Here is a 23,589-nt window from a genome sequence, read left to right as displayed (position 1 = left end):
TGGCAGAGGAGGCATAGGGGGCGGTCCCCCGAACATAAGCCAGTCACCCCGGAAGCGGTTCGATCCGAAGCCGTTGAGGCGAACCTCAGGTCCCTTTTCTGCGAGCGCCCAGGGCGCCACACGCGTGCACAGACTGTCGGTTCGACGTAGAAGCCTCAGCCGTAGCAACGGATTGCCCAGCGAGAGATCGCCACGGGCGGATATTAAACTGCAAAGACGAGCGTCGGTAAGACACGCCGAGGTCGCCGCGGACGGGTTGATATAGGGAGAGGGCCTGACCCCATATCGTTGGGGCCAGGCCCGATTTTGCCTCTTGACAATGTCCTGCTCATATTAAAAGGAACGTCCCCAACTGCCGGCAGAAAGGGAACGTCCCTAAGTGCCGAATTAGTATTCGATGCCTTGGCGGGCTAGGAGGCCTTCGTCGAAGTAGTGTTTGACAGGGCGCATTTCGGTTACCAGATCGGCAAGGTCGGCGAGGGGCAGCAAGCCGCGGCCGGTGAGCACGAGCTCCGTGGTGGTCGGTTTCATCGCGATCAACGCTTCGACATCTTCGCGCGTCACAAAGCCCCGTCGCATGGCTTCTCCCAGCTCATCCAAGATCAGCACGTCGACCTGGCCAATCTGCTCCCGCGCCAGCTCCTTGATCTGTGTGGCACAGGCTTCGGGCGTGTCGCGGTCGGCCTGTACGATGCGTAGCCCCAATCGAGATGCTGCGTCATGTTCGGCGCAGTGCAGCTTCTTGGCAAACTGAAGCATGAGTACGTTAAGCCCATAGCCCGTGGCGCGCAGCGCGAGCCCCAGCGCAGCCGTCGTCTTGCCCTTGCCGTCGCCCGTGTAGATCTGAACCTTGCCGACTTCCAGTGATGCCATCTCTGTCCTTTCGTGCCCGGCGTCGGTTTATCGCCGTTCGGGTTGGGTATTCTAGATAGCATTATCAACCCCAGTAGATGGAGTTCAAGCAGATGGAGATGGATGACAACAAACGTAGACGGAATATGATCCTCTACGTGCTCATCGCCTTCGTCGTCTACCTCGTGCTCTCGACCGTTCTGTTCCCCAACATCGGTCACACGCAGCAGATTACGAAGACCGATTATTCGACGTTTGTCAAAGCGCTCGATAAGAAGAGCGTCGACAAGGTCGAGTACAACACGGACGATTACACGATTTATTACACCAAGAAGGGCGAGGACGAGAACATCGCCTACAAGACGACCGGCGTGCCAAATGACGCGGGTTTTACCGATCGCGTGCTTGAATCCGGTGCGTCCCTGGAGTCGGTCGTTCCCGATAAAAACTCGGGTTTGATGACCTACTACCTGCTCACCCTCATTCTTCCCATGGTGATTTTCTTCCTGATTGGCTGGTGGCTCAACCGCCGCATGAAGAAGGCCATGGGCGATGACGGTCCGTCGATGAACTTTGGCGGCGGCGGTTTTGGCGGCGGCGGACTGGGTAAGTCCGGCGCGCGCGTGATCGCCTCCAAGGACGTGGGCGTGACCTTTAAGGACGTCGCCGGCCAGGAAGAGGCCAAGGAGTCCCTCAAGGAGGTCGTCGACTTTCTGGAGAAGCCGCAGCGCTACGAGGAGATCGGCGCCAAGCTGCCGCGCGGCGCTCTTCTTGTTGGCCCTCCGGGTACCGGTAAGACCCTGCTTGCCAAGGCTGTTGCCGGCGAGGCGGGCGTGCCGTTCTTTAGCATTTCGGGCTCTGAGTTCGTTGAGATGTTTGTTGGTCGCGGCGCTGCTAAGGTGCGTGACCTGTTTAAGCAGGCCAAGGAAAAGGCCCCGTGTATCGTCTTTATCGATGAGATCGATACCATCGGTAAGAAGCGCGATGGCGGCGGCTTTAGCGGCAACGACGAGCGCGAGCAGACGCTCAACCAGCTGCTGACCGAGATGGACGGCTTCGATAACCACAAGGGTATTGTCGTCCTTGCTGCCACCAACCGCCCCGACAGCCTCGATCCGGCCCTGCTGCGCCCCGGCCGTTTTGACCGCCGCATTCCCGTCGAGCTGCCCGACCTGACCGGCCGCAAGAACATCCTCGAGCTCCACGCCAAGAGTGTGAAGACCCAGCCACCGATTGATCTGACCGCGATTGCCCGCGCTACGCCCGGTGCCTCGGGCGCCGACCTGGCCAATATCATCAACGAGGGCGCCCTGCGCGCCGTTCGCGAGGGTCGAAAGCGTGCAACCCAGGACGACTTCGAGGAGTCGGTGGAGGTTGTTATCGCCGGCCAGCAGCGTAAGTCCACGGTGCTTTCCGACCACGAGAAGCAGGTTGTTTCCTACCACGAGATTGGCCATGCCATTGTCGCTGCCCGCCAAAAGGGCTCTGCCCCGGTCACCAAGATCACCATCGTGCCGCGCACGAGCGGTGCTCTTGGCTATACCATGCAGGTCGAGGAGGACGAGCGTTTTCTGACCACGCGCCAGGAGGTGCTCGACAAGCTCGCTGTCTACTGCGGCGGACGTGCTGCCGAGGAGCTCATCTTTGGTGAGATGACGACCGGCGCGGCCAACGATATCGAGCAGGCCACCAAGCTCGCCCGCAACATGGTGACGCGTTTTGGTATGTCCGATGAGTTTGGCATGATGGCGCTCGGTACCGTTCAGAACGCGTACCTCAACCAGGACACGTCGCTCACTTGCGCCCCCGGTACGGCTGAGCGCGTGGACGCGATTGTCGCCAAGCTGATCGAGGATGCGCATGATCGCGCCCTGCAGATCCTCAAGGAGAACAAGTTTAAGCTTCACGAGCTGGCTCGTTATCTGTACAAGAAGGAGACGATCACGGGCGAGGAGTTCATGAACCTCCTCACGCGCGAGAATCCGCTGATGCTAAAGCAGCAGTAAAGCCGCGGCCGAGCCAGTGATCACCGACGCCCCATTTGAGCAGCTTTCTCAAATGGGGCGTTTTGCTTGAGAGGGATGGAAATGAAGATCGTGGTGAGCGCCTGCTTGATGGGCGAGAACTGTAAATATAACGGGCTTGACAATTACCATCGCAAGCTGGTCGAGGCTTGCGAACGTACGGGGACCGAGGTCTTACTGGTGTGCCCTGAGGTTTTTGGCGGTCTGCCTACGCCGCGCAAGCCGTCCGAGATTGTGGACGGTGAGGTCCGCACCTGCGAGGGCACCTCGGTCGATCGCGAGTTTCGTCTAGGTGCCCAGCGTGCGCTCGATATGTGCGAGCACTTTGGCGGCCCGTCCGAGATCGCTGCGTGCTTCCTTCAGGACCGCAGTCCCTCGTGTGGCGCGGGTCGTATCTATGATGGAACCTTTAGCGGTACGCTCATCGCGGGCAACGGTGTCTTCGTCGACCTACTGCTGCGCCACGGTTATCGCGTGATTCCGGCTAGCGAGTTCGACCCCAGCATGCTGGAGCAATAATAAACCACCACAAAGGTGCCTGTCCCCCTTGTGGTGGTTTTGGTAGGTTAGGCGAGGAGCGTGTGACCGTAGGCGTTGGCCGCCCGGTATTTTGCTCCAAGAGAAAGTCCACAGCCACGAGATTTTTCGAACGTATAAAACCAGTGTTGAGGGTTTTTTGCCGGCGTTGACCGTGCTACTATACAGCGCATAAGCGTTGATGGGGACGAGTAGTCGGCCATCCGCATGCTACAGAGAGCGGGGAGCGCTGAGAACCCGTGCATGCGACCGATGAAAATCACCCCGGAGCTGCGGTCCCAACGGACGCGCCGCACAGGCACGTCTTAGTAGACATCGCCGAGATGGTCGTCGATACAGGCCAGCCGAGTAACGGATGCGAGCGCGTGGCGATGCGGGCGAGGGCATCTAAGCTGGGTGGTTAAGCGAAGAGCTTTTACGGGCATTCTGCCCGTTTTGTGGCGCTTCGTCCCAGCTTGTAGGGACGGGCGCTATTTTTGGTGCCCAGAGGGCGTGTGCGCCCACGACATGAAAGGGGTACCGTGGCAAACGAGTACAAGCAGACGATGAATCTGCCCAAAACCGGATTTCCCATGCGTGCCGGTCTTTCCAAGTCCGAGCCCAAGCGACTCAAGGACTGGCAGGACAACAAGGTCTACGAGCAGGTTTTGAAGAAGAACGAGGGTCACAAGAAATTCGTGCTGCACGACGGCCCTCCGTACGCCAACGGCCCGATCCACATCGGCCACGCCATGAACAAGATCTCTAAGGACATGATCAACCGTTACTGGATGATGCAGGGCTGCGAAGTTCCCTATGTCCCCGGTTGGGACTGCCACGGTCAGCCGATTGAGCACAAGGTCGAGGAGAAGCTCGGCACCGAGAAGTTCAACCAGACCTCCACGGCTAAGATTCGCGAGCTTTGCAACAAGTTCGCTGTCGAGAACATCGAGTTGCAGAAGGCCGGCTTCCGTCGCCTGGGCGTGCTTGGCGACTGGGACAACCCCTACCTGACGCTTTATCACCAGCACGATGCCGCCGACATCGAGGTCTTTAAGGCCATGTTCGACAAAGGCATGATCTATCGCGGCCACAAGCCGGTTCACTGGTGCAAGCATTGCCATACCGCGCTGGCCGAGGCCGAGATCGAGTACTCCGACGAGACGAGCCCCTCCATCTTCGTGCGCTTTGAGATGACCTCCAAGCCCGCCGGCCTCGAGAACTTCGATGGCCCGGTCGACTTCATTATCTGGACGACCACGCCGTGGACCATCCCCTCCGACCAGGCCGTTTCCCTTAAGCCCGGCGCCGCCTATGTCGCCGTTGAGCACGAAGGTCGTGCTGAGGTCATGCTTGAGGACCTGGCTCCCAAGTGCTGCGAGGAGTTTGGCTGGGAGTACACGCCGGTCATGGTCGACGGTAAGCCCTACGTGGTTCCCGCCGAGACCTTCCATCACATTCACTACAAGCAGCCGATCTTTGACGGTGTTGAGGGCGTGGCTCTGCTGGCCGATTACGTTGGTGTCGATGACGGTACCGGTATTGTCCACAACTCGCCCGGCCACGGCGTCGACGACTACTTTGCCTGCCTCAAGGAGGGCATCACCGACATCTGCATGCCGGTCGATGACGACGGCAAGTTCTACACCGGCGAGGAGTTTGGCGCCGGTGGCCCCTTCAGCGGTATGGACACCGATGAGGCCAACCCGCACATCATCGAGTTCCTGCGCGAGCGCGGCACCCTGGTTCTCGAGAAGAAGATCACGCACAGCTATCCGCACTGCTGGCGCTGCAAGCACCCGGTGCTCTTCCGTGCCACCGACCAGTGGTTTGTCTCGATGGACAAGACCGGTTTGCGTGAGCAGGCTGGCAAGGAGGTTCGCGAGAACGTCAAGTGGTATCCGGCTCACGCCGCCAACCGCATCGGCGCTATGGTCGAGCAGCGTCCCGACTGGTGTATCAGCCGCCAGCGCAACTGGGGCGTGCCTATCCCCAGCTACACCTGCGCCGACTGCGGCGAGAAGGTCATGAACGACGCCACGCTCGACGCCGTCATCAAGCTCTTCCACGAGAAGGGCTCCGATGCCTGGTTTACCGACGCCCCCGAGAGCTACCTGGGCGAGTCCTGCGTCTGCCCCAAGTGCGGCGGCCATCACCTCAAGGCCGATAAGGACATCCTCGACGTATGGTGGGACTCCGGCGTGTCTTGGAAGGCCGTCTGCGAGTATCGTCCCGAGCTGGAGTACCCGGCGGACGTCTACCTCGAGGGTTCCGACCAGCACCGAGGTTGGTTCCAGAGCTCGCTGCTCACCTCGGTGGGTGCCAACGGCCACGCTCCGTACAAGGCGGTCGTCTCGCAGGGCTTTACCCTCGACGGCCAGGGCCGCAAGATGTCCAAGTCGCTCGGCAACGTCATCGACCCCAACAAGGTCTGCGACGAGATGGGCGCCGACATCATCCGTCTGTGGGTCGCCTCCGTCGACACCAGCTCCGACGTCTCCATCGACCACGAGATTCTCGCTCGTACGTCCGATGCCTACCGTCGTTTCCGTAACACGCTGCGCTTCTTGCTCTCCGAGCTCGAGGGCCAGTTTGAGCCCGAGACCGACGGCGTCGCCTTTGCCGACCTGCTGCCGCTCGACAAGCTCATGGTCGCCCGTCTGACCCAGGTCCAGGCTGAGGTCGACGACGCCTACGCTAGCTACGAGTTCCCGCGCGCCTACCGTGCGCTCTACGACTTTGTGGTTACCGAGCTTTCCAACGTGTACCTTGACGCCCTGAAGGACCGTCTGTACTGCGACAAGCCCGGCTCGCTCGAGCGTCGCAGCGCCCAGACCGTGCTGGCCGAGCTCTTCTCGATGCTCATGCGCGACCTGCAGCCGATCTTGTCCTACACCGTAGACGAGGCCATGGCCTACGCGCCTGCTGGCTGCGTCGATCACCAGAAGTACGCCGCGCTGCTCGATTGGTACAAGTCGCCTATCACGGTCGACGAGGCCAACGAGTTTGAGGGCGTGCTCGAGGCTTCGCTCGAGCTCCGTGGCGCCGTGACCAAGGCCCTTGAGGATGCCCGTTCTGCCGGCACCTTCACCAAGAGCCAGCAGGTCCGCGTCAAGGCGGCCGTTCCCGCCGAGATGTATGCGCTGCTGACTGGCGATAAGGCCGTCGACTTGGCCGAGTTCTACATCGTTTCCGATGTTGAGCTGACCCAGGGCGAGGAGCTTTCCGTTGCCATCGAGGCTGCCGAAGGCGAGTGCTGCGACCGTTGCTGGAACTACCGCACCACCGTCGGCGAGTACAACGGCCACGCGCACATCTGCAAGCGTTGTGCAGAGGCCCTGTAGGTTACGGCGTTTTACCAAACGCCGTAACCGGCCGACGCTGCGCGGGCCGCATTTGGACAATCTGCCGTTCAATTTCAAGGGCGCGACCGAAAGGTCAGCGCCCTTTCATTTCGCGGCACCTTGTCTCAAATGCAGCCCGCTCGCTGATTTTTGTTCTACCTGCGGTGTTTTAATGATGTGACAAAGGGACTGTCCCTTTGTCACATTAGTGGATATGTCGTGCGGTTTGCGTATGGCAATATAAGATGGTTACTTGCACAGAACGTAACTTGAGCTTTTGAGGGTAGGGGATTGATTTGGGTCGTACTGCGGATATGGCGCCGTCTTTGCGTTGGCGGCTGGGTATTGCTGGTGGGGTGGCGCTGGTTGTGCTACTTGTTGACCAGCTGACCAAGCTTGCGGTTCGTGCCGTGGGCGATGCCCTGCATATGACCGTTATCCCTGGCGTGATCGATTTTGTGTTTGTTCGCAATATCGGAGCTGCGTTTAGCATGGGCGAGGGCCATGGCGTTGCGTTCGCTATGCTGGCGCTTGCGGTCATTGCCGCCATTGCCGTGTACTTGGTTCGTGCGCCTCAGCTTGCTCGCCTGGAGGTCGTTGGTATGGCTATGGTCGCGGGCGGTGCCGTCGGCAACGTGATCGACCGTCTCGCCTTTGGGTTCGTGACCGATTTTATTGCCACCACCTTCATCGATTTCCCCGTCTTTAACGTTGCCGATATCGGCATTACGGTCGGTGTCGTGCTGGCGCTCATCGGCTACATGTTCTTGAGCCCCGCCGCTCGCGAGGTCGATGCGACCGCCGAGCTCAACGCCCGTGATGAGGCCCGCGCCAAGCGCAAAGCCAAGCAGCGTGGGGAGCGTGCCCGCAAGATTCGCGATAGGAATGAGCGATAATGGCCGACATTCATATTCTTGTTGCTGACGATTCCGCTGGTCAGCGTCTTGATGCCTATCTGGGTGCCAATGACGGCTGCCCTACGCGCTCTGCCTGCGCGCATCTGATCGAGGGCGGTGCCGTTGCCGTCAACGGCGAGACCTGTCTCTCCAAAAAGTACGCCGTGCGAGCCGGCGACCGCATTTCGGTCGATTTGCTCGAGCCGCACGACCCGGCCGACGTGATTCCCGAGGCCATTCCCATCGATATTCGCTACGAGGACGACTATCTCATTGTGCTCTCCAAGCAGCGCGGCCTGGTGTGCCATCCTGCGCATGGTCATGAGAGCGGTACGCTCGCGAATGCCCTGGTCTATCACTGCGGCATCGACCATCTGGGCACCGTGCAGGGCGAGGATCGCCCCGGCATCGTGCATCGCCTGGATCGCGACACTTCGGGCCTTATGCTTGCGGCGAAGGACGACGACACCCAGCGCGCGCTCCAAAATCTTATCCGTACGCGCACGCTCGACCGCCGCTATATTACGCTCGTTCACGGACATATCGCTATGGATGAGGGCACCATTAACACCGGCATTGCCCGTTCTACGCGTGACCGTGTCAAGATGGCGGTTTCGGACGATCCTTTCGCGCGTCAGGCCATTACGACCTTTAAGGTCCTCGAGCGCTTCGATTCCACGCGTTTTGACGACGGCTATACGCTCGTCGAGTGCCACCTGTTTACGGGCCGCACGCATCAGATACGCGTGCATATGCGCCATATCAACCACGCCTGCGTGGGCGATCCGCTCTACGGCAAGTGCGATGCACACGCCGATCAGGGTTTGACCAGGCAATTCCTTCATTCCTGGCGCGTCGCATTCGACCATCCCGTGACGGGGGAGCGCATTGAGTGCCGCGACGAGCTGCCGTGGGATCTCGCTGCGGTTCTTGACGACCTGGCCCCGCGCTCGCTTGGTCGCACCGCTGCCGGCGACGAGATCGTTCCTCAGCTCGGTCTTCTCGAAGCCTAGTCGGTATTAGGTGGTTTCTTGAACGCCCCTAGCCTGCGGTATGATATACGATTGTTTACGTAACGCGTTCCTGGGAGCCTGCATGCTCGCCTTTTTACAAACCAACACGCCCATCGTGATCTTTAACCAGATTGTGGTTACGCTGCTCACGGTCTGCTTTCTGTACCAGGTCGTCTTCTTTGTCATTGGCGCCCTGCGCGGTGAGGTTGCACCTCCCAAGGCCAAAAAGCTCCATCGCTATGCCTTCTTCATTGCGGCGCATAACGAGGAGGCGGTAATTGCCAATCTCGTGCGCTCCATCAAAGACCAGGACTATCCGTCCGAGCTTATCGAGGTCTTTGTGGTCGCCGATGCCTGCACCGATAACACGGCGCAGCTCGCTCGCGAGGCTGGCGCCATCGTCTATGAGCGTAACGACCTGGCCCGTAAGGGTAAGAGCTGGGTCATGGACTTTGGTTTTGACCGCATTCTTAACGAGTATCCCGATACCTTTGAGGGCTACTTTATTTTCGACGCCGACAACGTTATCTCCCGCGATTACGTCTCCAAGATGAATGACGCCTTTGACCAGGGCTTCCATGTGGTCACAAGCTACCGCAACTCCAAAAACTTTGGTAGCTCGTGGATCTCGGCTGCCAACGCCACTTGGTACCTGCGCGAGGCGCGTTTCCTCAATAACGCACGTAATATCTGCAAGACTTCCTGTGCCGTTTCGGGTTCGGGCTACCTTATCTCGGCGAGCGTGATCGAGGGTATGCACGGTTGGCAGTTCCATACGCTGACCGAGGACATCCAGTTCACCACGTTCTGCGCCATTCACGGCATCCGCATTGGCTATGCGCCGGCGGAGTTCTTTGACGAGCAGCCCGTGACGTTCAAGGCATCCTGGAAGCAGCGTATGCGTTGGACCAAGGGCTTTTACCAGGTGTTCTTTACGTATGGGAAGCACCTGGTCAAGTCGACCTTCCGCTATCATCGCTTTGCCGCATATGACATGTTTATGACCATCGCTCCGGGCATGCTTCTGTCCCTGATTTCCATGTTAGCCAACGCGACGTTCCTTATCGTGGGTGGACTCTCACACGGCTTCTTGGCTACCGAAGTCGAGATGCAGGCTTGTGCCGCCTCGCTCATTATGACCTTCGCGATGATGTATCAGACCTTCTTTATCCTGGCGCTGCTCACGACCATCTTTGAGTACAAGCACATTCACTGCGCTCAAAAGTGGCGCCTGGTGACCAACCTGTTTACCTTCCCGATCTTTATGTTCAGCTATATTCCCATCACGGTGGCCGCACTGTTCCTAAAGGTCGACTGGGTCCCGACGCAGCACGCCGTCAGCGTTACCCTCGACGAGGTCATGCAGGGCGCTAAATAACCACCACCAAAACCACCACAAAGGGGACAGGCACCTTTGTGGTGGTTTTTGCTTTTGAGCAGCTGTTCATGGAGGTGCATGATGTTCTATATCCCATTTTGGATCTGCGCCTTTGCCGGTGCGGTGGTTGATGCCCGCGAGCGGCGGTTCCCGAATGAGCTTGCCGGCGCGTGCGTGGTGGCGGCGTTTGCGGGCGTTTGGCTCGACGTCGGTTTGAGCACAGCGCTTGACCACGCGGGTCTAGCCGTCATCATGTATCTTGCTCTCGTGCTGACTGAGTCCCTCTGGCGTCGTCTTCGCCAAACCCCGGGCATCGGCATAGGAGATGCCAAGGCGCTCTTCGCGCTTTGCACGCTCGACCCCATGGGTGGCATCGTGGCATTTGCCGCCGCGCTCCTGGCCCTTGCCCTCTCCTGCCTCATCACAAAATCGCGCTCCCTGCCTTTGCTCCCGTTTTTGGTGCCGATTTTTGCCATAATCGAGGTCGTGGGCTGCACATTGTAACCGATTGCGCATCCTTCTTAAGGAGCATGCCATGGCAACTAATCAAGAAACGGCCGTCATCAAGGCGCGCATGGACCGTATTCCCTCGGCGTTATCGTCCGAACTTGTCGAGCGCATTGCCGCCGATCGTGCTTCGGGCTATGTCAACCCGTATCGTTGCAACGACGACCAGGTCATTCGTCGTGTTGATCGCGTCGCCGACAAAGGTACGCTTATGCGTCCACCGTTTATGCGCGATACCGAAAAGATACTTCATCTTCCGGCGTACACCCGGTATGCAGGCAAAACGCAGGTCTTCAGTTTTCGCAGCAACGACGACCTGTCGCGCCGCGGTCTGCACGTGCAGCTTGTTTCGCGCATCGCACGCGATATCGGCCGCGCCTTGGGGCTCAACTGTGATCTGATCGAGGCGATTGGCCTGGGCCACGACTTGGGACACACGCCCTTTGGCCATGCCGGTGAGCGATTCCTCAACGATATTTACCACGAGCGTACCGGTCGCTTCTTTTTCCATAACGTGCAGTCGGTGCGCGTGCTCGATGCCCTGTATGGCCGCAACGTATCGCTTCAGACGCTCGACGGCGTGCTATGCCATAACGGCGAGTACGAGCAGCGCGTGTTTGAATTGTCGGATATGGGCTCCTTTGACCAGTTCGATCAGACGGTTGAGGACTGTATCGCCACGGGCTATGGCACTATTGAGCACCTGCGTCCCATGACGCTCGAGGGCTGCGTCGTTCGCATTTCGGACATCCTCGCCTACGTCGGTCGTGACCGTCAGGATGCGATCGCGGCGGGCCTGCTTTTGCCCGACGCTTTTGATGATGGCCGGGGCGGTGCCTACAACAGTTGGATCCTCACGCACGCTTCCATCGATATCGTCGAGCACAGCTATGGCAAGCCGCGCATCGAGATGAGTGAGGACCTGTTTGAGGAAATCCGTCGGGCCAAGCGCGAGAACTACGAGAAGATCTATAGCAAGGGCGGCATCGAAGGCGACTCCGAAGCGGAGCTGCGCGAGGCGTTCGAAAAGCTCTACGACCGTTGCCTGCGGGATTTAAACGAAGGCGACGAGTCTTCGTACATCTTTAAGCATCATATTTCTCGCATTGAGCAGCAGCTTTCTTACTACGATCGCGTGTATGCCTGGCAGGACGACAAGGATCAAGCCGTGGTGGATTATATCGCGAGCATGACGGACGGTTATTTCTGCGAGCTTACGAGCAAGCTGTTCCCGGGTTTAAAGTTTCCGCACCGCACCTATATTAACGAACGGTAGTTCGTATCCTTTCGGTATACTGTTGGTCAACAACGATTTTGATTGATGCACGGGATGGCTATGGACGACCTTTTTTCTGCCTCGACGCGCGAGCGTTCCTTTAGAAATGCGCCGCTCGCGGTGCGCATGCGCCCCAATTCGCTCGATGATTACGTGGGCCAGCAAAAGGCCGTCGGTAAGGGCTCATGGCTGCGTGCCGCGATTGAGCACGACGTGCTGTCGAGTGTGATTCTGTACGGGCCGGCCGGTACGGGCAAGACGACGTTGGCCCACATTATCGCCAACCATACCAAGAGCGAGTTTGTCGAGGTCAGCGCCGTCACGGGTACTGTGAAGGATCTGCGCCGCGTGATTGACGAGGCAAAGACGCGCCTGAATACCTACGACCGTCGCACCATCCTGTTTATCGACGAGATTCATCGCTTTTCCAAGTCGCAGCAGGATGCCCTGTTGCATGCAGTCGAGAATCGTACCGTCATTATGATCGGCGCCACGACGGAGAATCCGTACTTTGAGGTCAACTCGGCATTGCTCTCGCGTGGTCGCGTGGTGGAGCTTGAGCACCTCAAAGACGAGGATATCGCCACGCTTATCGAGCGTGCGCTCGAGGCGCCGCAGGGTCTGAACGGCAAGTTCTCGGCCGATGAGGATACGGTTAAGACCATCTGCACGCTGGCCGCCGGCGACGCTCGCTCGGCGCTCACGACGCTCGAGCTTGCGAGCGAGATTGCCGTCACGCGTCCCGATACCGAGGGAACGCCAGCGCCTGCGGCGGGGGAGCGCTATCCCATTACCGTGGATGACGTGAAGATTGCCAATCCGCGTCGCGGTTTTTCGTATGACAAAAACGGCGACATGCACTATGACATTATCAGTGCGTTCATCAAGTCCATGCGCGGCAGCGACCCCGATGCCACCATTTATTGGCTCGCGCGCATGATCGATGCGGGCGAGGATCCTAAGTTCATCGCCCGCCGCATTATGATTCAGGCTTCTGAGGACGTTGGTAATGCCGATCCGCAGGCACTTTTGGTGGCGCATGCTGCCTTTAAATCTGCTGAAGTTATTGGCTATCCTGAATGTCGCATTAACCTGGCACAAGCTGCGCTCTATGTGTGCTTGGCGCCTAAGTCCAATGCGTGCGAGGCCTCGATCGATGCGGCGCTAGCCGATATCCACAGCAGTGGTCTTCGCGAGGTGCCCAGTTACCTACGCGATCGCCATCGCCCTGGTAGCGATGAGTACGGCGTTTACAAGTATCCGCACGATTATCCCGAAGGCTGGGTCGATCAGCGCTACTTGCCCGACGGCCTGGAACATGGTGCCTTTTGGCAGCCTGCCGGCCGCGGTTGGGAAGAGTGGCGTGTGGAGCAAAGCGAACGTGACCGTAGCGGTAACGCGCCCAAGTAGGTCATCGGCACCTCGCACATTCCCTTTGGGTATCTTTCCCCTTCTTTGGGGTACCATGAACAGCGTCTGTATTTCGATTTTTCCGGGAGGCTTGTATGAGTCCCATTCAAATTGCCCTGCTGGTGCTTGCCATTGCCGGCGTGTGGGCTATCGCTGAGCTCGCGCTCACGCTGCGCAAGACCCGCACCGTTGTCGACTCGCTCGATAAGACCGTAACCGACCTCAACAACACTATCGCCGAGGCGCAGCCGGTGGTGGCAAAACTCGACGGCGCTGTCGACGAGCTTACACCGGCACTTGCCCAGATTGAGCCGCTGCTTAAGTCGAGCAAGACCGCCGTTGACGCCCTGACGTCCAACCTCGTTGAGGTTGAGGCCGTCGTTCGCGACATTTCCGAGGTCACGGGCAGTATGGCCGAGGCCAGCAACGCCGTGTCGAGCGTGACCGATTCTGCCGCCGGTGCCGTGCAGAAGCTCTTCAATAAGGTGAAGGCTCCTGCTGCCGACGCCGATCGCAAGCTCGCCGCTGCCGCCGCCGAGGCCGAGCAGCCTACTGAGCGCGTTCTGATTGGCGATGACGATGCCGCTGCTGACGACGACGATGTTCAGAAGCCCGCAGCCAAGCCTGCTCAGTATTACACCTATACGCCTGCCGAGACCTCCGAGGAGTCCTGCGATGAGTAGTGAAGCAACCTGCCCCATCACGCTGAGCGTTGCCGGCGACCCGCGTCTCGCTCGCCTTGTGCGCATGACGGCGGCCAACGTTGGTGCCCTGTGCTCCATGTCTGTCGATCGCATCGAGGACATCCGCATGGCTGCCGAGGAAGCCTTCATCTTTGGCTGCACGGCTGTTGATTCCGACGATATCTCGATCAAATTCGATGTCGACGAATCGCACGTGGGCATGACCTTTACCTTTGGCGATCAGGCGACTGTCGATGAAGACGACCAGGCTGCGGTGTATGCCGAGCTCATCCTTGCAAGCGTGTGCGACTCCTACGAAAAGACCGCGGCGCCCCTGACGCTTTCCCTCGACCTCAAGGCGGATATCTAATATGACCGAACGTTCCCGGAGCGGCAAGACCGCTTGGGATAAGGAGAAAACCCGCGAGCTGTTTCGCCGCTACAAGGAGACCGGTGATCCGGACGCCCGCGAGCAGCTCGTCATGTCCCATATGAACCTGGTAAGGTTTCTTGCCAACAAATTTAAGAATCGCGGCGAGCCACTCGATGACCTTTTGCAGGTCGGCTATCTGGGCTTGCTCAAGGCTATCGACCGCTTTGACCCTGAACGCGGACTTGAGTTCACGACTTTTGCGACACCCACTATCCTGGGTGAGATCAAACGCCATTTCCGCGACAAGGGCTGGAGCGTACGCGTGCCGCGTCGTCTGCAGGAGCTCTCGGCCAAGGTCAACCAGGCTACTGACAAACTTACCAACGAGCTGCAGCGTTCGCCCAAGGTTGAGGAGATCGCTGAGTATCTAGATGTGACTGTCGACGAGGTCCTCGAGGCTATGGAATCGTCTTCGGCCTATACCTCGGTGCCTATCGAGGCTCCCGGTACATCTGATTCCGACGATTCGCCTTCGATTCTCGACCGTTATGCCGACGAGGACAATGAACTCGACTTTACCGATGACCGCTTGGTGATTGAGGAGGCCATTCGCGATTTCTCGCCGCGCGAGCGCGAGGTGATCGAGCTGCGCTTCGTGAAGGGCATGACCCAGATTGAGATCGCCAAGAAGCTGGGTATTTCTCAGGTGCAGGTTTCGCGTCTGCTGCGCCGCACGCTTAAGAAGATTCAGGACAAGATCGACCCCGACGGAGTGATGATTCGTTCATGAGTGAGCGCCCCCAGCAAACCGATCGCGCGCTGCGCGGCACCCGCATTATGACGCTGCGCATTTGGGCTGTTGTCGGCTGCATTGTTATTGCTGCTGTCATCTTTAACCTTATGGGCATCCTGGCACCGGTTATCGAGTTTCTCACTGTCGGTTCCATCATTGCTTTTGTGATGTCCCCGATCACCAACTGGCTCGAGCACCATGGCTTGAATCGCGGCATCGGTTCGCTTATCGCGCTTATTGTGGTCGTTGCCGTGCTCGTCGGTGTCGTTTGCATCTTGTCGCCGATTCTTTTTGGTCAGATCATGGAAGTCCTGAGCCGCCTGCCCGAGCAGCTGCGTGTTGCGGGTGGCGATCTCAATGAGATAATCTCGCATGCCAAGACCCTCAACAACACGCCGCTCAAGGAGTATTTGGACGATAATCTTTCGTCGCTGGTTACCGTGGCATCGAAGTATGTGTCACAGATTGCTGCCGAGCTTGGCCGCGGTGTTTTCCCGCTCATCACCAATACGGCCTCGCAGTTGTTCGTGATCTTCCTTGGTCTGGTGCTTGCCTACTGGATGGCATGCGACTACCCTCGCATCCACCGCGAGATTTGCACCATCATCGGTCAGGAGAAGGAGACTTCGTACCGCTTTATGGTCGCCATCCTTTCTCGCTCCGTCGGCGGCTACATGCGCGGTATGGTCGTGACGTCCATCTGCGGTGGCTTCCTTGCCTTTATCGGTTTTATGATCATCGGCCATCCGTATGCGGCGCTCATGGCTATCTTTACGGGGATCATGCATTTGGTTCCGGTCGTCGGTCCCTGGGTGAGCGCAGCAATCGCCACGGTACTCGGCTTTATGTTCAGCCCCATGTTGGCGTTATGGACGCTCGTCGTGACGATGGTCGCACAAAACGTCACCGATAACGTGATTTCGCCTAAGGTCATGCAGAGCTCGGTGCAGGTGCATCCCATCATGAGCCTTACGGCCCTCGTTATTGGCTCGGCACTCATGGGCCCCATCGGCATGATTATTGCCATCCCGCTGTGTGCGGCCCTCAAGGGTATCTTCGTGTACTACTTCGAGAATGAGACCGGCCGCCAGCTCGTGGCCTATGACGGCGCCGTGTTTAAGGGCACGCCGTACCGCGATGCCGATGGCAACCCGGTCGCCGCCTACGACGCGCTCGGAGATGATACGTTCATTTACGAGTCTGAGCTCATCGGCAACGAGACTGCGCCCGAGGCCAAGGCCATGCCCAAGCCTGAGCTCGATAATCCCTGGATTAAGCTCTCGGGCCTGCAGCCCGATGCGACCGGTTTTTTCAAGAACCCCTTCGCCAGGGATGACGATTCCAATACGGACGACACCAAAACCGGCATCGACGGCTCCATGGACGATTCGGATGCTAAATAGGTCCCATTAACGTTTCTTGAAGTTGTAAATGACAAGAAACGCGATCAAAGCGATTGATAAGGGGCCAGCCACATAGAAAAAGATGGCGTCAATTGCGCTTAGGGTGTAATACGCTTTATCGCCAGATGTTACTGCGTACAATGCGTAGCCAAATCTCGGCTGGTTCACATACCAGCTCGAGTAAGCGAAGATTGCTAAAAGGGCTACTGAGGTTAGTGCATTCACGACAAACCGTTTGCTATTCATCGATCGCTCCTTCCGGACGATTCTTATATGAAATTTTACCGAAATCATTTTTTTTTCAAAGTATTTGACAGACCTAAATAACGTGCACTTTCGCTGGAGGGTCGCTGTTTGGCGGCCCTCTTTTTTGCACAGGCGCGGTGGGATGGTAATATCGTTACGTTTGAACTGTTTCGATGTGAAACTGAGGAGATTCCCTCTATGAGTGCTGACTACCCGTCAATGACTACGGCAGAGATTCGCTCCAAGTTCCTCAACTTCTTTGAGGAGCGCGGTCTTAAGCTCTATCCTTCTTCGTCCCTCGTCCCCGACGATCCTTCGCTGCTGCTTGCCAACGCAGGCATGAACCAGTTTAAGGAGTACTACCAGGGCAAGAAGACCATGAAGGAGATCGGCGCGATCTCCTGCCAGAAGTGTGTCCGCACCAACGACATCGACTGCATCGGTGAGGACGGCCGTCACCTGTCCTTCTTTGAGATGCTCGGCGACTTCTCCTTTGGCGGCATCTCCAAGCAGCAGGCCTGCGCTTGGGCTTTTGAGCTCATCACCAAGGAGTTCAAGCTGCCGCTCGACCGCCTGTACTTCACCGTCTTTACCGAAGACGACGAGACCCACGATGTGTGGCGCTCTCTGGGCGTTGCCGAGGATCACATCTCCCGCCTGGGCGAGGACGACAACTTCTGGGCCGCTGGCCCCACCGGCCCCTGCGGTCCGTGCTCCGAGATCTACTTTGACATGGGCGAGGAGGTCGGTTGCGGCAGCCCCGACTGCAAGCCTGGCTGCGACTGTGACCGCTTCCTTGAGTTCTGGAACCTCGTGTTTACCCAGTACGACCGCCAGGAGGACGGCTCCATGCCGGAGCTGCCGCACCGCAACCTCGATACGGGCATGGGTCTGGAGCGCATGGCCGCTATCATGCAGCACAAGACCGCTAACTACGACGGCGATCTGATGCAGCACCTCATCAAGCTCGGTGAGAAGATCAGCGGCAAGACCTATGACGCCGACGATTACTCCGGTGCCAGCCGCTCCCTGCGCATCATCGCCGACCACTCCCGTGCCGTTGACTTTATGATCTCCGACGGCGTCCTGCCCGGTAACGAGGGTCGCGAGTACGTCCTGCGCCGCCTGCTCCGTCGTGCCGTGTTCCACGGTCGTCTGCTGGGCATCGAGGGCGCCTTCCTGACCAAGTTTATCGACGAGGTCAACGCTCAGATGGGCGAGGCTTATCCCGAGCTGCTCAAGAACGTCGCGCTCGTTAAGGGCATCGTCGCCTCCGAGGAGGAGCGTTTCTCAACGACGCTCGACAACGGCCGCGTTTACCTGGACGAGGCCCTGGCCGCGCTCGCCGACGGCGCTGTCCTTCCGGGCGATGTTGCCTTTAAGCTTCACGACACCTTTGGTTTCCCCATTGACCTGACTGTCGAGATCGCCGGCACCGCCGGTCACGACGTCGACATGGATGGCTTTACCGCTTGCATGGAGGACCAGAAGGCCCGCGCTCGCGCCAATGCCAAGGGCGACGCCTGGGGCAGCTTCAACGACGTGTGGGTCGAGCTTTCCGACAAGGTTGCCGCGACCGAGTTCGACGGTTACGACAACGATGTGATTGAGGGCGCCAAGGTTGTCGCCATCGTGCGCAACGGCGAGTCCGTCGAGTCCGCTGCCGCCGGCGAGGATGTTGAGGTCGTGCTCGACCGCACTCCGTTCTACGCCGAGATGGGTGGCCAGCAGGGCGACGCCGGCAAGCTTTCCGCCGAGGGCGTTGTTCTGACTGTTGCCGACACCAAGAACCACAATGGCCTGTATGCTCACGTCGCGCACGTTGCCGAGGGCACGCTGACCGTCGGTGCTACCGTGACCGCCGCGCTCGACGCCGAGCGCCGTGGTTTCCTGCGCCGTAACCACACCGCCACCCACCTGCTCGACGCCGCGCTTAAGCAGGTCCTAGGCGAGCATGTCTCCCAGGCCGGCTCGCTGGTGACGCCCGAGCACCTGCGCTTTGACTTCACGCACTTCGAGGCTCTGTCTTCCGAGCAGCTCAAGGCTGTCGAGGACCTGGTCAACCAGCAGATTTTCGCTTCCAAGCCGGTCGTGACCCGCGTCATGGGCATCGATGAGGCCAAGGCCGCCGGCGCTGTCGCCCTGTTTGGCGAGAAGTACGGAGACGTCGTCCGCGTCGTCTCCGTGGGCGCCGAGGATCAGCCGTTCTCCCGCGAGCTCTGCGGTGGTACGCATGCCGCCAATACCGCCGAGATCGGTCTGTTCAAGATCATTTCTGAGTCCTCCACGGGTTCGAACGTCCGGCGTATCGAGGCCGTGACCTCCAAGGGCGCTCTCGATTACATGGACGACCGCCTGGCGCTCGTTGACGCTGCCGCCGCTGCGCTCAAGTGCCGCGTCGACGAGGTTCCCGCCCGCGTGGAGAACCTGCAGGCCGAGCTGCGCGAGACTTCTAACAAGCTCAAGAAGGCTCTGACCGGTGGCTCCTCCGACGCCATTTCCAGCGCCATCGACGGCGCTGTCGAGCTGAATGGATACAAGCTCGTCGTCGCTGAGCTCCAGGGTCTCGAGGCCGCAGACCTGCGCAACGTCTGGGATACCGTGCACCAGAAGGTTGCCGGCCCCGTCGCCTGCGTAGTTGCCAGCGTTACCGAGAAGGGCACCCCGGCCCTGCTCGCCGCCGGCTCCGATGACGCTGTGAAGGCCGGTTTCCACGCCGGCAACGTGATCAAGCAGATCGCGGGCCTGGTCGATGGTCGCGGTGGCGGTCGTCCCAACATGGCTCAGGCCGGTGGCAAGAACGCCGCCGGTATCGCCGATGCCCTCGCGGCCGCCAAGACCGCGCTCGGCGCCTAAGAACCTAAGTAGTCGCTGTGGTCGCGCTCGCACTGGACATAGGGGAGACTAGGATCGGTATTGCCGTCTCGAGCCGTGATGGCAAGATAGCGATGCCTGTCAAGGTGCTTCCGGTTGCCGAGGTCACCGGTATGGCCAAGACGTTTCGCTACCTGGTCGAGGACTATGAGCCCGATATCCTGGTAAGCGGGCGTCCCTTGACTATGGCCGGTGAGCCCGGCCCCCAGGCCGAGCGCGTCGCCGCCGTAGCGCAAAAGATTGCCGACGAGCTCGAACTTCCGCTGGAGTTTGAGGACGAGCGCCTGTCCTCGCAAGAGGCCAAGCGCATCTTGCGCGAGCAGGGACTCAACGAAAAGCAGATGAGGGGCAAGATTGACATGATTGCCGCTAGCCTGTTTTTGCAGACGTGGCTTGATCGTAAAAACGAGGAGGTCTCGCATGCCTAGCGCTTCCGATCCGCGCCAGCCGATTCGTACACGACAGCCTGTGCCGCGCCCTACCCAACCTGGCCAGCGTCCGGCACAGACGACACAGCGCGCAGCTCAGTCTGCCGCGCGCCCGGTGCAGTCCTCCTCTCGTTCGGCCCAACCTGCTCAGCGGACGGGTCAGCAGCCCACTGCTCGTACGGCCCAGCCTGCAGGCGGTACCCGCTTTAAGCAGCAGGCACCTATCCAGCGAACGCAGGTCCCCCAATCGCATTCGCATCACGCTCATGGCTCGCACGGCGTTGCTCCGGCCACGCGATCGAGCTATAACACACACACCCGCCGTGGTTCCCAAAAGAAAAGCTCCCCGGTGCCTATGATTATCGGTGGCGTCGTCGCCGTGCTTGCGCTTGTCGCGATCGTGTTCTTTGTCGTGCCAGTCGTCAAGGGCTTCTTTGCCGGCGAGGATTCGAAGGTCACGGCTGGTCAGCAGGTTACGGTGACCATTCCCGACGGTGCTTCGGGCGATACGATCGCCTCGATTCTTTCCGAGAATCATATCGTCGAAAATCCCAAGGATTACTATGCGGCGGTAAAAAAGCTCAGCGCCGATATGTCGCTTAAGCCCGGCACTTATTCGTTCACCACGCTCATGGATGCGACTAAGGTGGTGCAGCAACTCATGGAAGGCCCCAACGCGGGCTCCAATGCGCTGACGATTCCCGAGGGCTTGACGGTCGATCAAGTCGCCGACCGTGTGGCCCAGGCCTACGACAGCATCTCTAAGGAAGACTTCCTCAACCAGGCCAAGGCCTCCAACTACGTGGACGATTATAGCTTCCTTAGAGGTGCTGCAAACGATTCGCTCGAGGGCTTCTTGTTTCCCAAGACCTATTCGCTGGGCGATTCGCCGACGGCCGATGATGTGATTCGCGCCATGCTCGATCAGTTTAAGACCGAGTACAAGTCGCTTGACTTTGCAAGCTGCGAGGCCAAGATCAAGGAGCGCTACGGTGTGGAGATGTCCGATTACGACATCGTTAACCTTTCCTCTATCGTTGAGCGCGAGGGTCTCAACGCCGATCAACGGTCGCACGTGGCCTCGGTCTTCTACAACCGCCTTGCCGGTAAGCTTGACGGTCTGCGTTATCTCAACAGCGATGCGACCATGATGTACGTTACCGGCGGCGAGGTTACCGCCGACGACCTGCAGAGCGATAGCCCGTATAACACCTATAAGCACGAGGGCCTGCCGCCCACGCCCATCTGCTCTCCGTCGCTCGAGGCGCTCAAGGCTACCCTTGAGCCGACCGACTCCGATGACCTGTATTTCTACATTACGCAGGACGAGGAGTATTTCTCGAAGACCTACGAAGAGCACCAACAGTCTTGGAATTAGCATGAGGATTTTTAGCCCCAAACGATACGTTGCCTCGGTCGATCGCATCGACCTTGATGCCCTGTGGGCCGACGGCAAGCGAGCCATTCTGCTCGACCGCGACAACACCCTGGTGCCGCGCGATACCGAGCAGGTTCCCGCCGCGGTTTCCGCTTGGCTCGATGCCGCCCGTGCCAAAGGCTTTAAGCTGTGCATGGTGTCCAACAACTGGCATCGCGACCAGGTCATGAGCTCTGCACGCGAGTTGGGGCTCGAGGCCATCAGCCACGCCATGAAGCCGGCGCCGTTTGCCCTCAAGGCGGGTCTTAAGCGCCTCGACGCCACGGCCGACGAGGCGGTGCTGATTGGTGATCAGCTCTACACGGACGTGTGGAGCGGCAACTTTGCCGGCGTCGATACCATCCTGGTCAAGCCGCAAGCAACCCAGGACCTGTGGTACACGCAGATCTTCCGTATCTTTGAGCGCCGGGCCCTGCGCGACCTTCCCTGCGAGGAATAGGTCTCTCTATGTCCCAGCACATCAAACACGGCTGCGACCATATCTTCTTTATCGGCTTTTTGGGCGCGGGCAAATCGACGCTCGCGCGCAACGTCGGCACCATGTTCAAGCGGCGTTTTATCGATACCGACCGCCTGGTCGTGCGTCGATGCGGCAAGTCGGTTACCGAGATTTTTGAGACCGAGGGCGAGGATCGTTTTCGCGAGCTCGAGACCTCGGCACTCCGTTCGCTTCAAAGCGAGCGCAGCCTGCTGGTATCGTGCGGGGGTGGCATCGTCGAGACGCCAGTGAACATTAAACTGATGCACGAAATGGGTACGTGCGTGTACCTCGAGGGCGACTTCGAGGACTCGTTGCGCCAGATTCGTCGGTGCGACACGCGCCCCGATTTCCGCTCGCCCGACCATGCCGCGCGCCTGTTTGAGCATCGCCGTCCGCTGTATCGCCAGGCCGCCGACCTTACCCTTGATATTCGCAACAAGTCCTTCGAGGATGTTTCCTACCTTTGTGCCGAGATGCTTTTGGAGCGTGGACTGCTATGATTCGCCGTCAACTGATCAATTTCCAAAACCGCAGCGTCGATGTCCGTGTCGGATTGGGCGCGTTCGATGAGCTGTCGCGTATGTTTGCCTCGGCCGTGGGCAAGCCTAAGCGTGCGATGGTCGTTTGGAACACCGCCACGTCAGAGCGTTTTGGCGAGGTCGTTGAGCATGCGCTGGTCGACGCCGGCTTTGCCGTGTCGCTGCTCGTCCTCGAGGTTTCGCCTGCCGGTGCCACGCTGGCCGATGCCGATACCGTCTTTGGCGCCCTGTCGGCTAACGGCATTACCTGTGACGATCTCGTTGTCGCCGTCGGCGACACGGCGACCTGCTCGGTCGTTAGCTGGTGCGCCAACCAGTGGTGTGGCCGAACCGAGTGCGCGCTGCTGCCGACGACCTTCGACGCCATGCTCACGGTCGCGACGACCATGAAGCCGCTCGTCGCTTCGTCGGCGAATGCGCTTCCCGCTATCGCGTTTCGTCCCGAACCGGGCCTGGTCGTGTGCGACCTCGATCTTGTCCGCGATGTGGATCCTGAGGAACTCAAGCGCGGTTATGCCGTGCTCGTGGGCACCATGCTCTCCAGCAGCAAGTCTCGCTGGAATCAGTTTACTGAGACCGTCCCCGAGATTCTCGCGGGTGAGGAGGTCGCGCTGGTCAATGCCGTTCAATGGTCTCAGACTGCCCGCAAGGACGTATTGATGGCCACGAACCCGAGCGCTCGCCATGCGCTCGATTTTGGCAAGACGGGGGAACGCACCCTGCGCGCCTGCTTGGGAGATGCCGCTTCGCGGATCCCTGCCTACCAGCTGTTGTCCGAGGGCATGCGCTTTGAGGCACGCCTAGCACATGATGCCTGCGACTTCGATATCGACTATGTGTTTGATGTCGATGACTGCCTGGAGGACTTTGACATCGAGGAACTTGCCTTCGACCTGGAGCCTACCGCGTTTGTCGAGGAGTTCCGCAGGCAGCAGTTTGCGCGCTCGAACCGTAGCATGCTGCCGTTGCCCGCGGCGCTTGGCGCTATACGTTTGACCAGCGTGGAGGACGAGGTTCTCGAGCGCCATGCCCAGGCGTATCTGGCTTCTCGTAAGGAACTTCTCTAAGATTTATTGACATCCATCGTCTTTCGTATCATGTTGAGGGACGGGTTT

21 protein-coding genes are annotated in these 23,589 nt (G+C 59.2%); 19 read left to right on the top strand and 2 right to left on the bottom strand.

Going from position 1 to position 23,589, the window contains the following annotated elements:
- Nucleotides 1-387: 387 nt before the first annotated feature.
- Entirely contained in the window at nt 388-873 is a 486-nt protein-coding gene (locus tag DWX25_RS07725; RefSeq protein ID WP_117799232.1) for a cob(I)yrinic acid a,c-diamide adenosyltransferase, read from the bottom strand.
- A 92-nt stretch (nt 874-965) separates the two neighbouring features.
- Between DWX25_RS07725 and ftsH the strand changes: the two genes are divergently transcribed.
- From ftsH to DWX25_RS07660, 13 genes are all read left to right on the top strand, one after another.
- The gene (ftsH, locus tag DWX25_RS07720) at nt 966-2,858 is read left to right on the top strand and encodes an ATP-dependent zinc metalloprotease FtsH (RefSeq protein ID WP_199412339.1); all 1,893 of its coding nucleotides are present in this window, start codon (nt 966-968) and stop codon (nt 2,856-2,858) included.
- An 81-nt stretch (nt 2,859-2,939) separates the two neighbouring features.
- Nucleotides 2,940-3,395 carry a DUF523 domain-containing protein gene (locus tag DWX25_RS07715; protein ID WP_117799234.1) on the top strand — a complete coding sequence of 152 codons (456 nt, stop codon included), beginning with the start codon at nt 2,940-2,942 and terminating at the stop codon, nt 3,393-3,395.
- Nucleotides 3,396-3,958: 563 nt separating this feature from the next.
- Nucleotides 3,959-6,736, top strand: a complete 2,778-nt coding sequence (ileS, locus tag DWX25_RS07710; RefSeq protein WP_369832072.1) for an isoleucine--tRNA ligase — start codon at nt 3,959-3,961, stop codon at nt 6,734-6,736.
- A 296-nt stretch (nt 6,737-7,032) separates the two neighbouring features.
- Nucleotides 7,033-7,632 (top strand): signal peptidase II, encoded by a 600-nt coding sequence (lspA, locus tag DWX25_RS07705; protein ID WP_233502182.1) that lies wholly within the window; start codon nt 7,033-7,035, stop codon nt 7,630-7,632.
- Nucleotides 7,632-8,645 (top strand): RluA family pseudouridine synthase, encoded by a 1,014-nt coding sequence (locus DWX25_RS07700; protein ID WP_199412338.1) that lies wholly within the window; start codon nt 7,632-7,634, stop codon nt 8,643-8,645. The genes lspA and DWX25_RS07700 overlap by 1 nt, the downstream gene beginning before the upstream one ends.
- A gap of 82 nt (nt 8,646-8,727) precedes the next feature.
- A complete protein-coding gene (locus tag DWX25_RS07695; protein ID WP_089571721.1) occupies nt 8,728-10,023 on the top strand; it encodes a glycosyltransferase family 2 protein in 1,296 nt (431 codons plus the stop codon).
- Nucleotides 10,024-10,101: 78 nt separating this feature from the next.
- On the top strand, nt 10,102-10,527 hold the full coding sequence (locus DWX25_RS07690) for a prepilin peptidase (RefSeq protein ID WP_117799237.1): 426 nt from the start codon (nt 10,102-10,104) through the stop codon (nt 10,525-10,527).
- A gap of 31 nt (nt 10,528-10,558) precedes the next feature.
- A complete protein-coding gene (locus DWX25_RS07685) occupies nt 10,559-11,806 on the top strand; it encodes a deoxyguanosinetriphosphate triphosphohydrolase family protein (protein WP_117799238.1) in 1,248 nt (415 codons plus the stop codon).
- A gap of 60 nt (nt 11,807-11,866) precedes the next feature.
- A complete protein-coding gene (locus DWX25_RS07680; RefSeq protein WP_199406626.1) occupies nt 11,867-13,216 on the top strand; it encodes a replication-associated recombination protein A in 1,350 nt (449 codons plus the stop codon).
- 95 nt (nt 13,217-13,311) lie between these two features.
- Complete coding sequence (locus DWX25_RS07675) at nt 13,312-13,899, top strand: hypothetical protein (RefSeq protein WP_117799239.1); 588 nt, start codon at nt 13,312-13,314, stop codon at nt 13,897-13,899.
- Entirely contained in the window at nt 13,892-14,269 is a 378-nt protein-coding gene (locus DWX25_RS07670) for an ATP-binding protein (protein WP_117798324.1), read from the top strand. The genes DWX25_RS07675 and DWX25_RS07670 overlap by 8 nt, the downstream gene beginning before the upstream one ends.
- 1 nt (nt 14,270) lies before the next feature.
- Entirely contained in the window at nt 14,271-15,062 is a 792-nt protein-coding gene (locus DWX25_RS07665; protein WP_117735059.1) for an RNA polymerase sigma factor SigF, read from the top strand.
- Complete coding sequence (locus DWX25_RS07660; protein WP_117799240.1) at nt 15,059-16,468, top strand: AI-2E family transporter; 1,410 nt, start codon at nt 15,059-15,061, stop codon at nt 16,466-16,468. Before DWX25_RS07665 ends, DWX25_RS07660 begins: the two co-directional genes overlap by 4 nt.
- Before the next feature lie 6 nt (nt 16,469-16,474).
- Here the strand turns inward: DWX25_RS07660 and DWX25_RS07655 are convergent, their stop codons facing one another.
- Nucleotides 16,475-16,714 (bottom strand): hypothetical protein, encoded by a 240-nt coding sequence (locus DWX25_RS07655; protein ID WP_117735061.1) that lies wholly within the window; start codon nt 16,712-16,714, stop codon nt 16,475-16,477.
- Between the two features lie 198 nt (nt 16,715-16,912).
- Here DWX25_RS07655 and alaS point away from each other — a divergent pair, with 198 nt between their 5' ends.
- The 6 genes from alaS (at nt 16,913) to DWX25_RS07625 (ending at nt 23,541) form a co-directional block, all read left to right on the top strand.
- Nucleotides 16,913-19,570 carry an alanine--tRNA ligase gene (gene alaS / locus DWX25_RS07650; protein ID WP_117799241.1) on the top strand — a complete coding sequence of 886 codons (2,658 nt, stop codon included), beginning with the start codon at nt 16,913-16,915 and terminating at the stop codon, nt 19,568-19,570.
- Nucleotides 19,571-19,587: 17 nt separating this feature from the next.
- Nucleotides 19,588-20,016, top strand: a complete 429-nt coding sequence (ruvX, locus tag DWX25_RS07645) for a Holliday junction resolvase RuvX (RefSeq protein ID WP_117799242.1) — start codon at nt 19,588-19,590, stop codon at nt 20,014-20,016.
- A gap of 355 nt (nt 20,017-20,371) precedes the next feature.
- Nucleotides 20,372-21,394 (top strand): endolytic transglycosylase MltG, encoded by a 1,023-nt coding sequence (mltG, locus tag DWX25_RS07640; RefSeq protein WP_117799243.1) that lies wholly within the window; start codon nt 20,372-20,374, stop codon nt 21,392-21,394.
- Nucleotide 21,395: 1 nt separating this feature from the next.
- The gene (locus DWX25_RS07635; RefSeq protein ID WP_117799244.1) at nt 21,396-21,893 is read left to right on the top strand and encodes a YqeG family HAD IIIA-type phosphatase; all 498 of its coding nucleotides are present in this window, start codon (nt 21,396-21,398) and stop codon (nt 21,891-21,893) included.
- An 8-nt stretch (nt 21,894-21,901) separates the two neighbouring features.
- A complete protein-coding gene (locus tag DWX25_RS07630; protein WP_117799245.1) occupies nt 21,902-22,435 on the top strand; it encodes a shikimate kinase in 534 nt (177 codons plus the stop codon).
- Nucleotides 22,432-23,541: a hypothetical protein gene (locus tag DWX25_RS07625; protein ID WP_117799246.1), complete on the top strand. Its 1,110-nt coding sequence runs from the start codon at nt 22,432-22,434 to the stop codon at nt 23,539-23,541. Before DWX25_RS07630 ends, DWX25_RS07625 begins: the two co-directional genes overlap by 4 nt.
- Nucleotides 23,542-23,589 lie beyond the last annotated feature (48 nt).

The organism is Collinsella sp. AF18-8LB, assembly GCF_003459795.1.
Lineage (GTDB): Bacteria > Actinomycetota > Coriobacteriia > Coriobacteriales > Coriobacteriaceae > Collinsella.
Note: the sequence above shows the minus strand (reverse complement) of the source record. Positions and strands in the feature narration are given on the sequence as shown.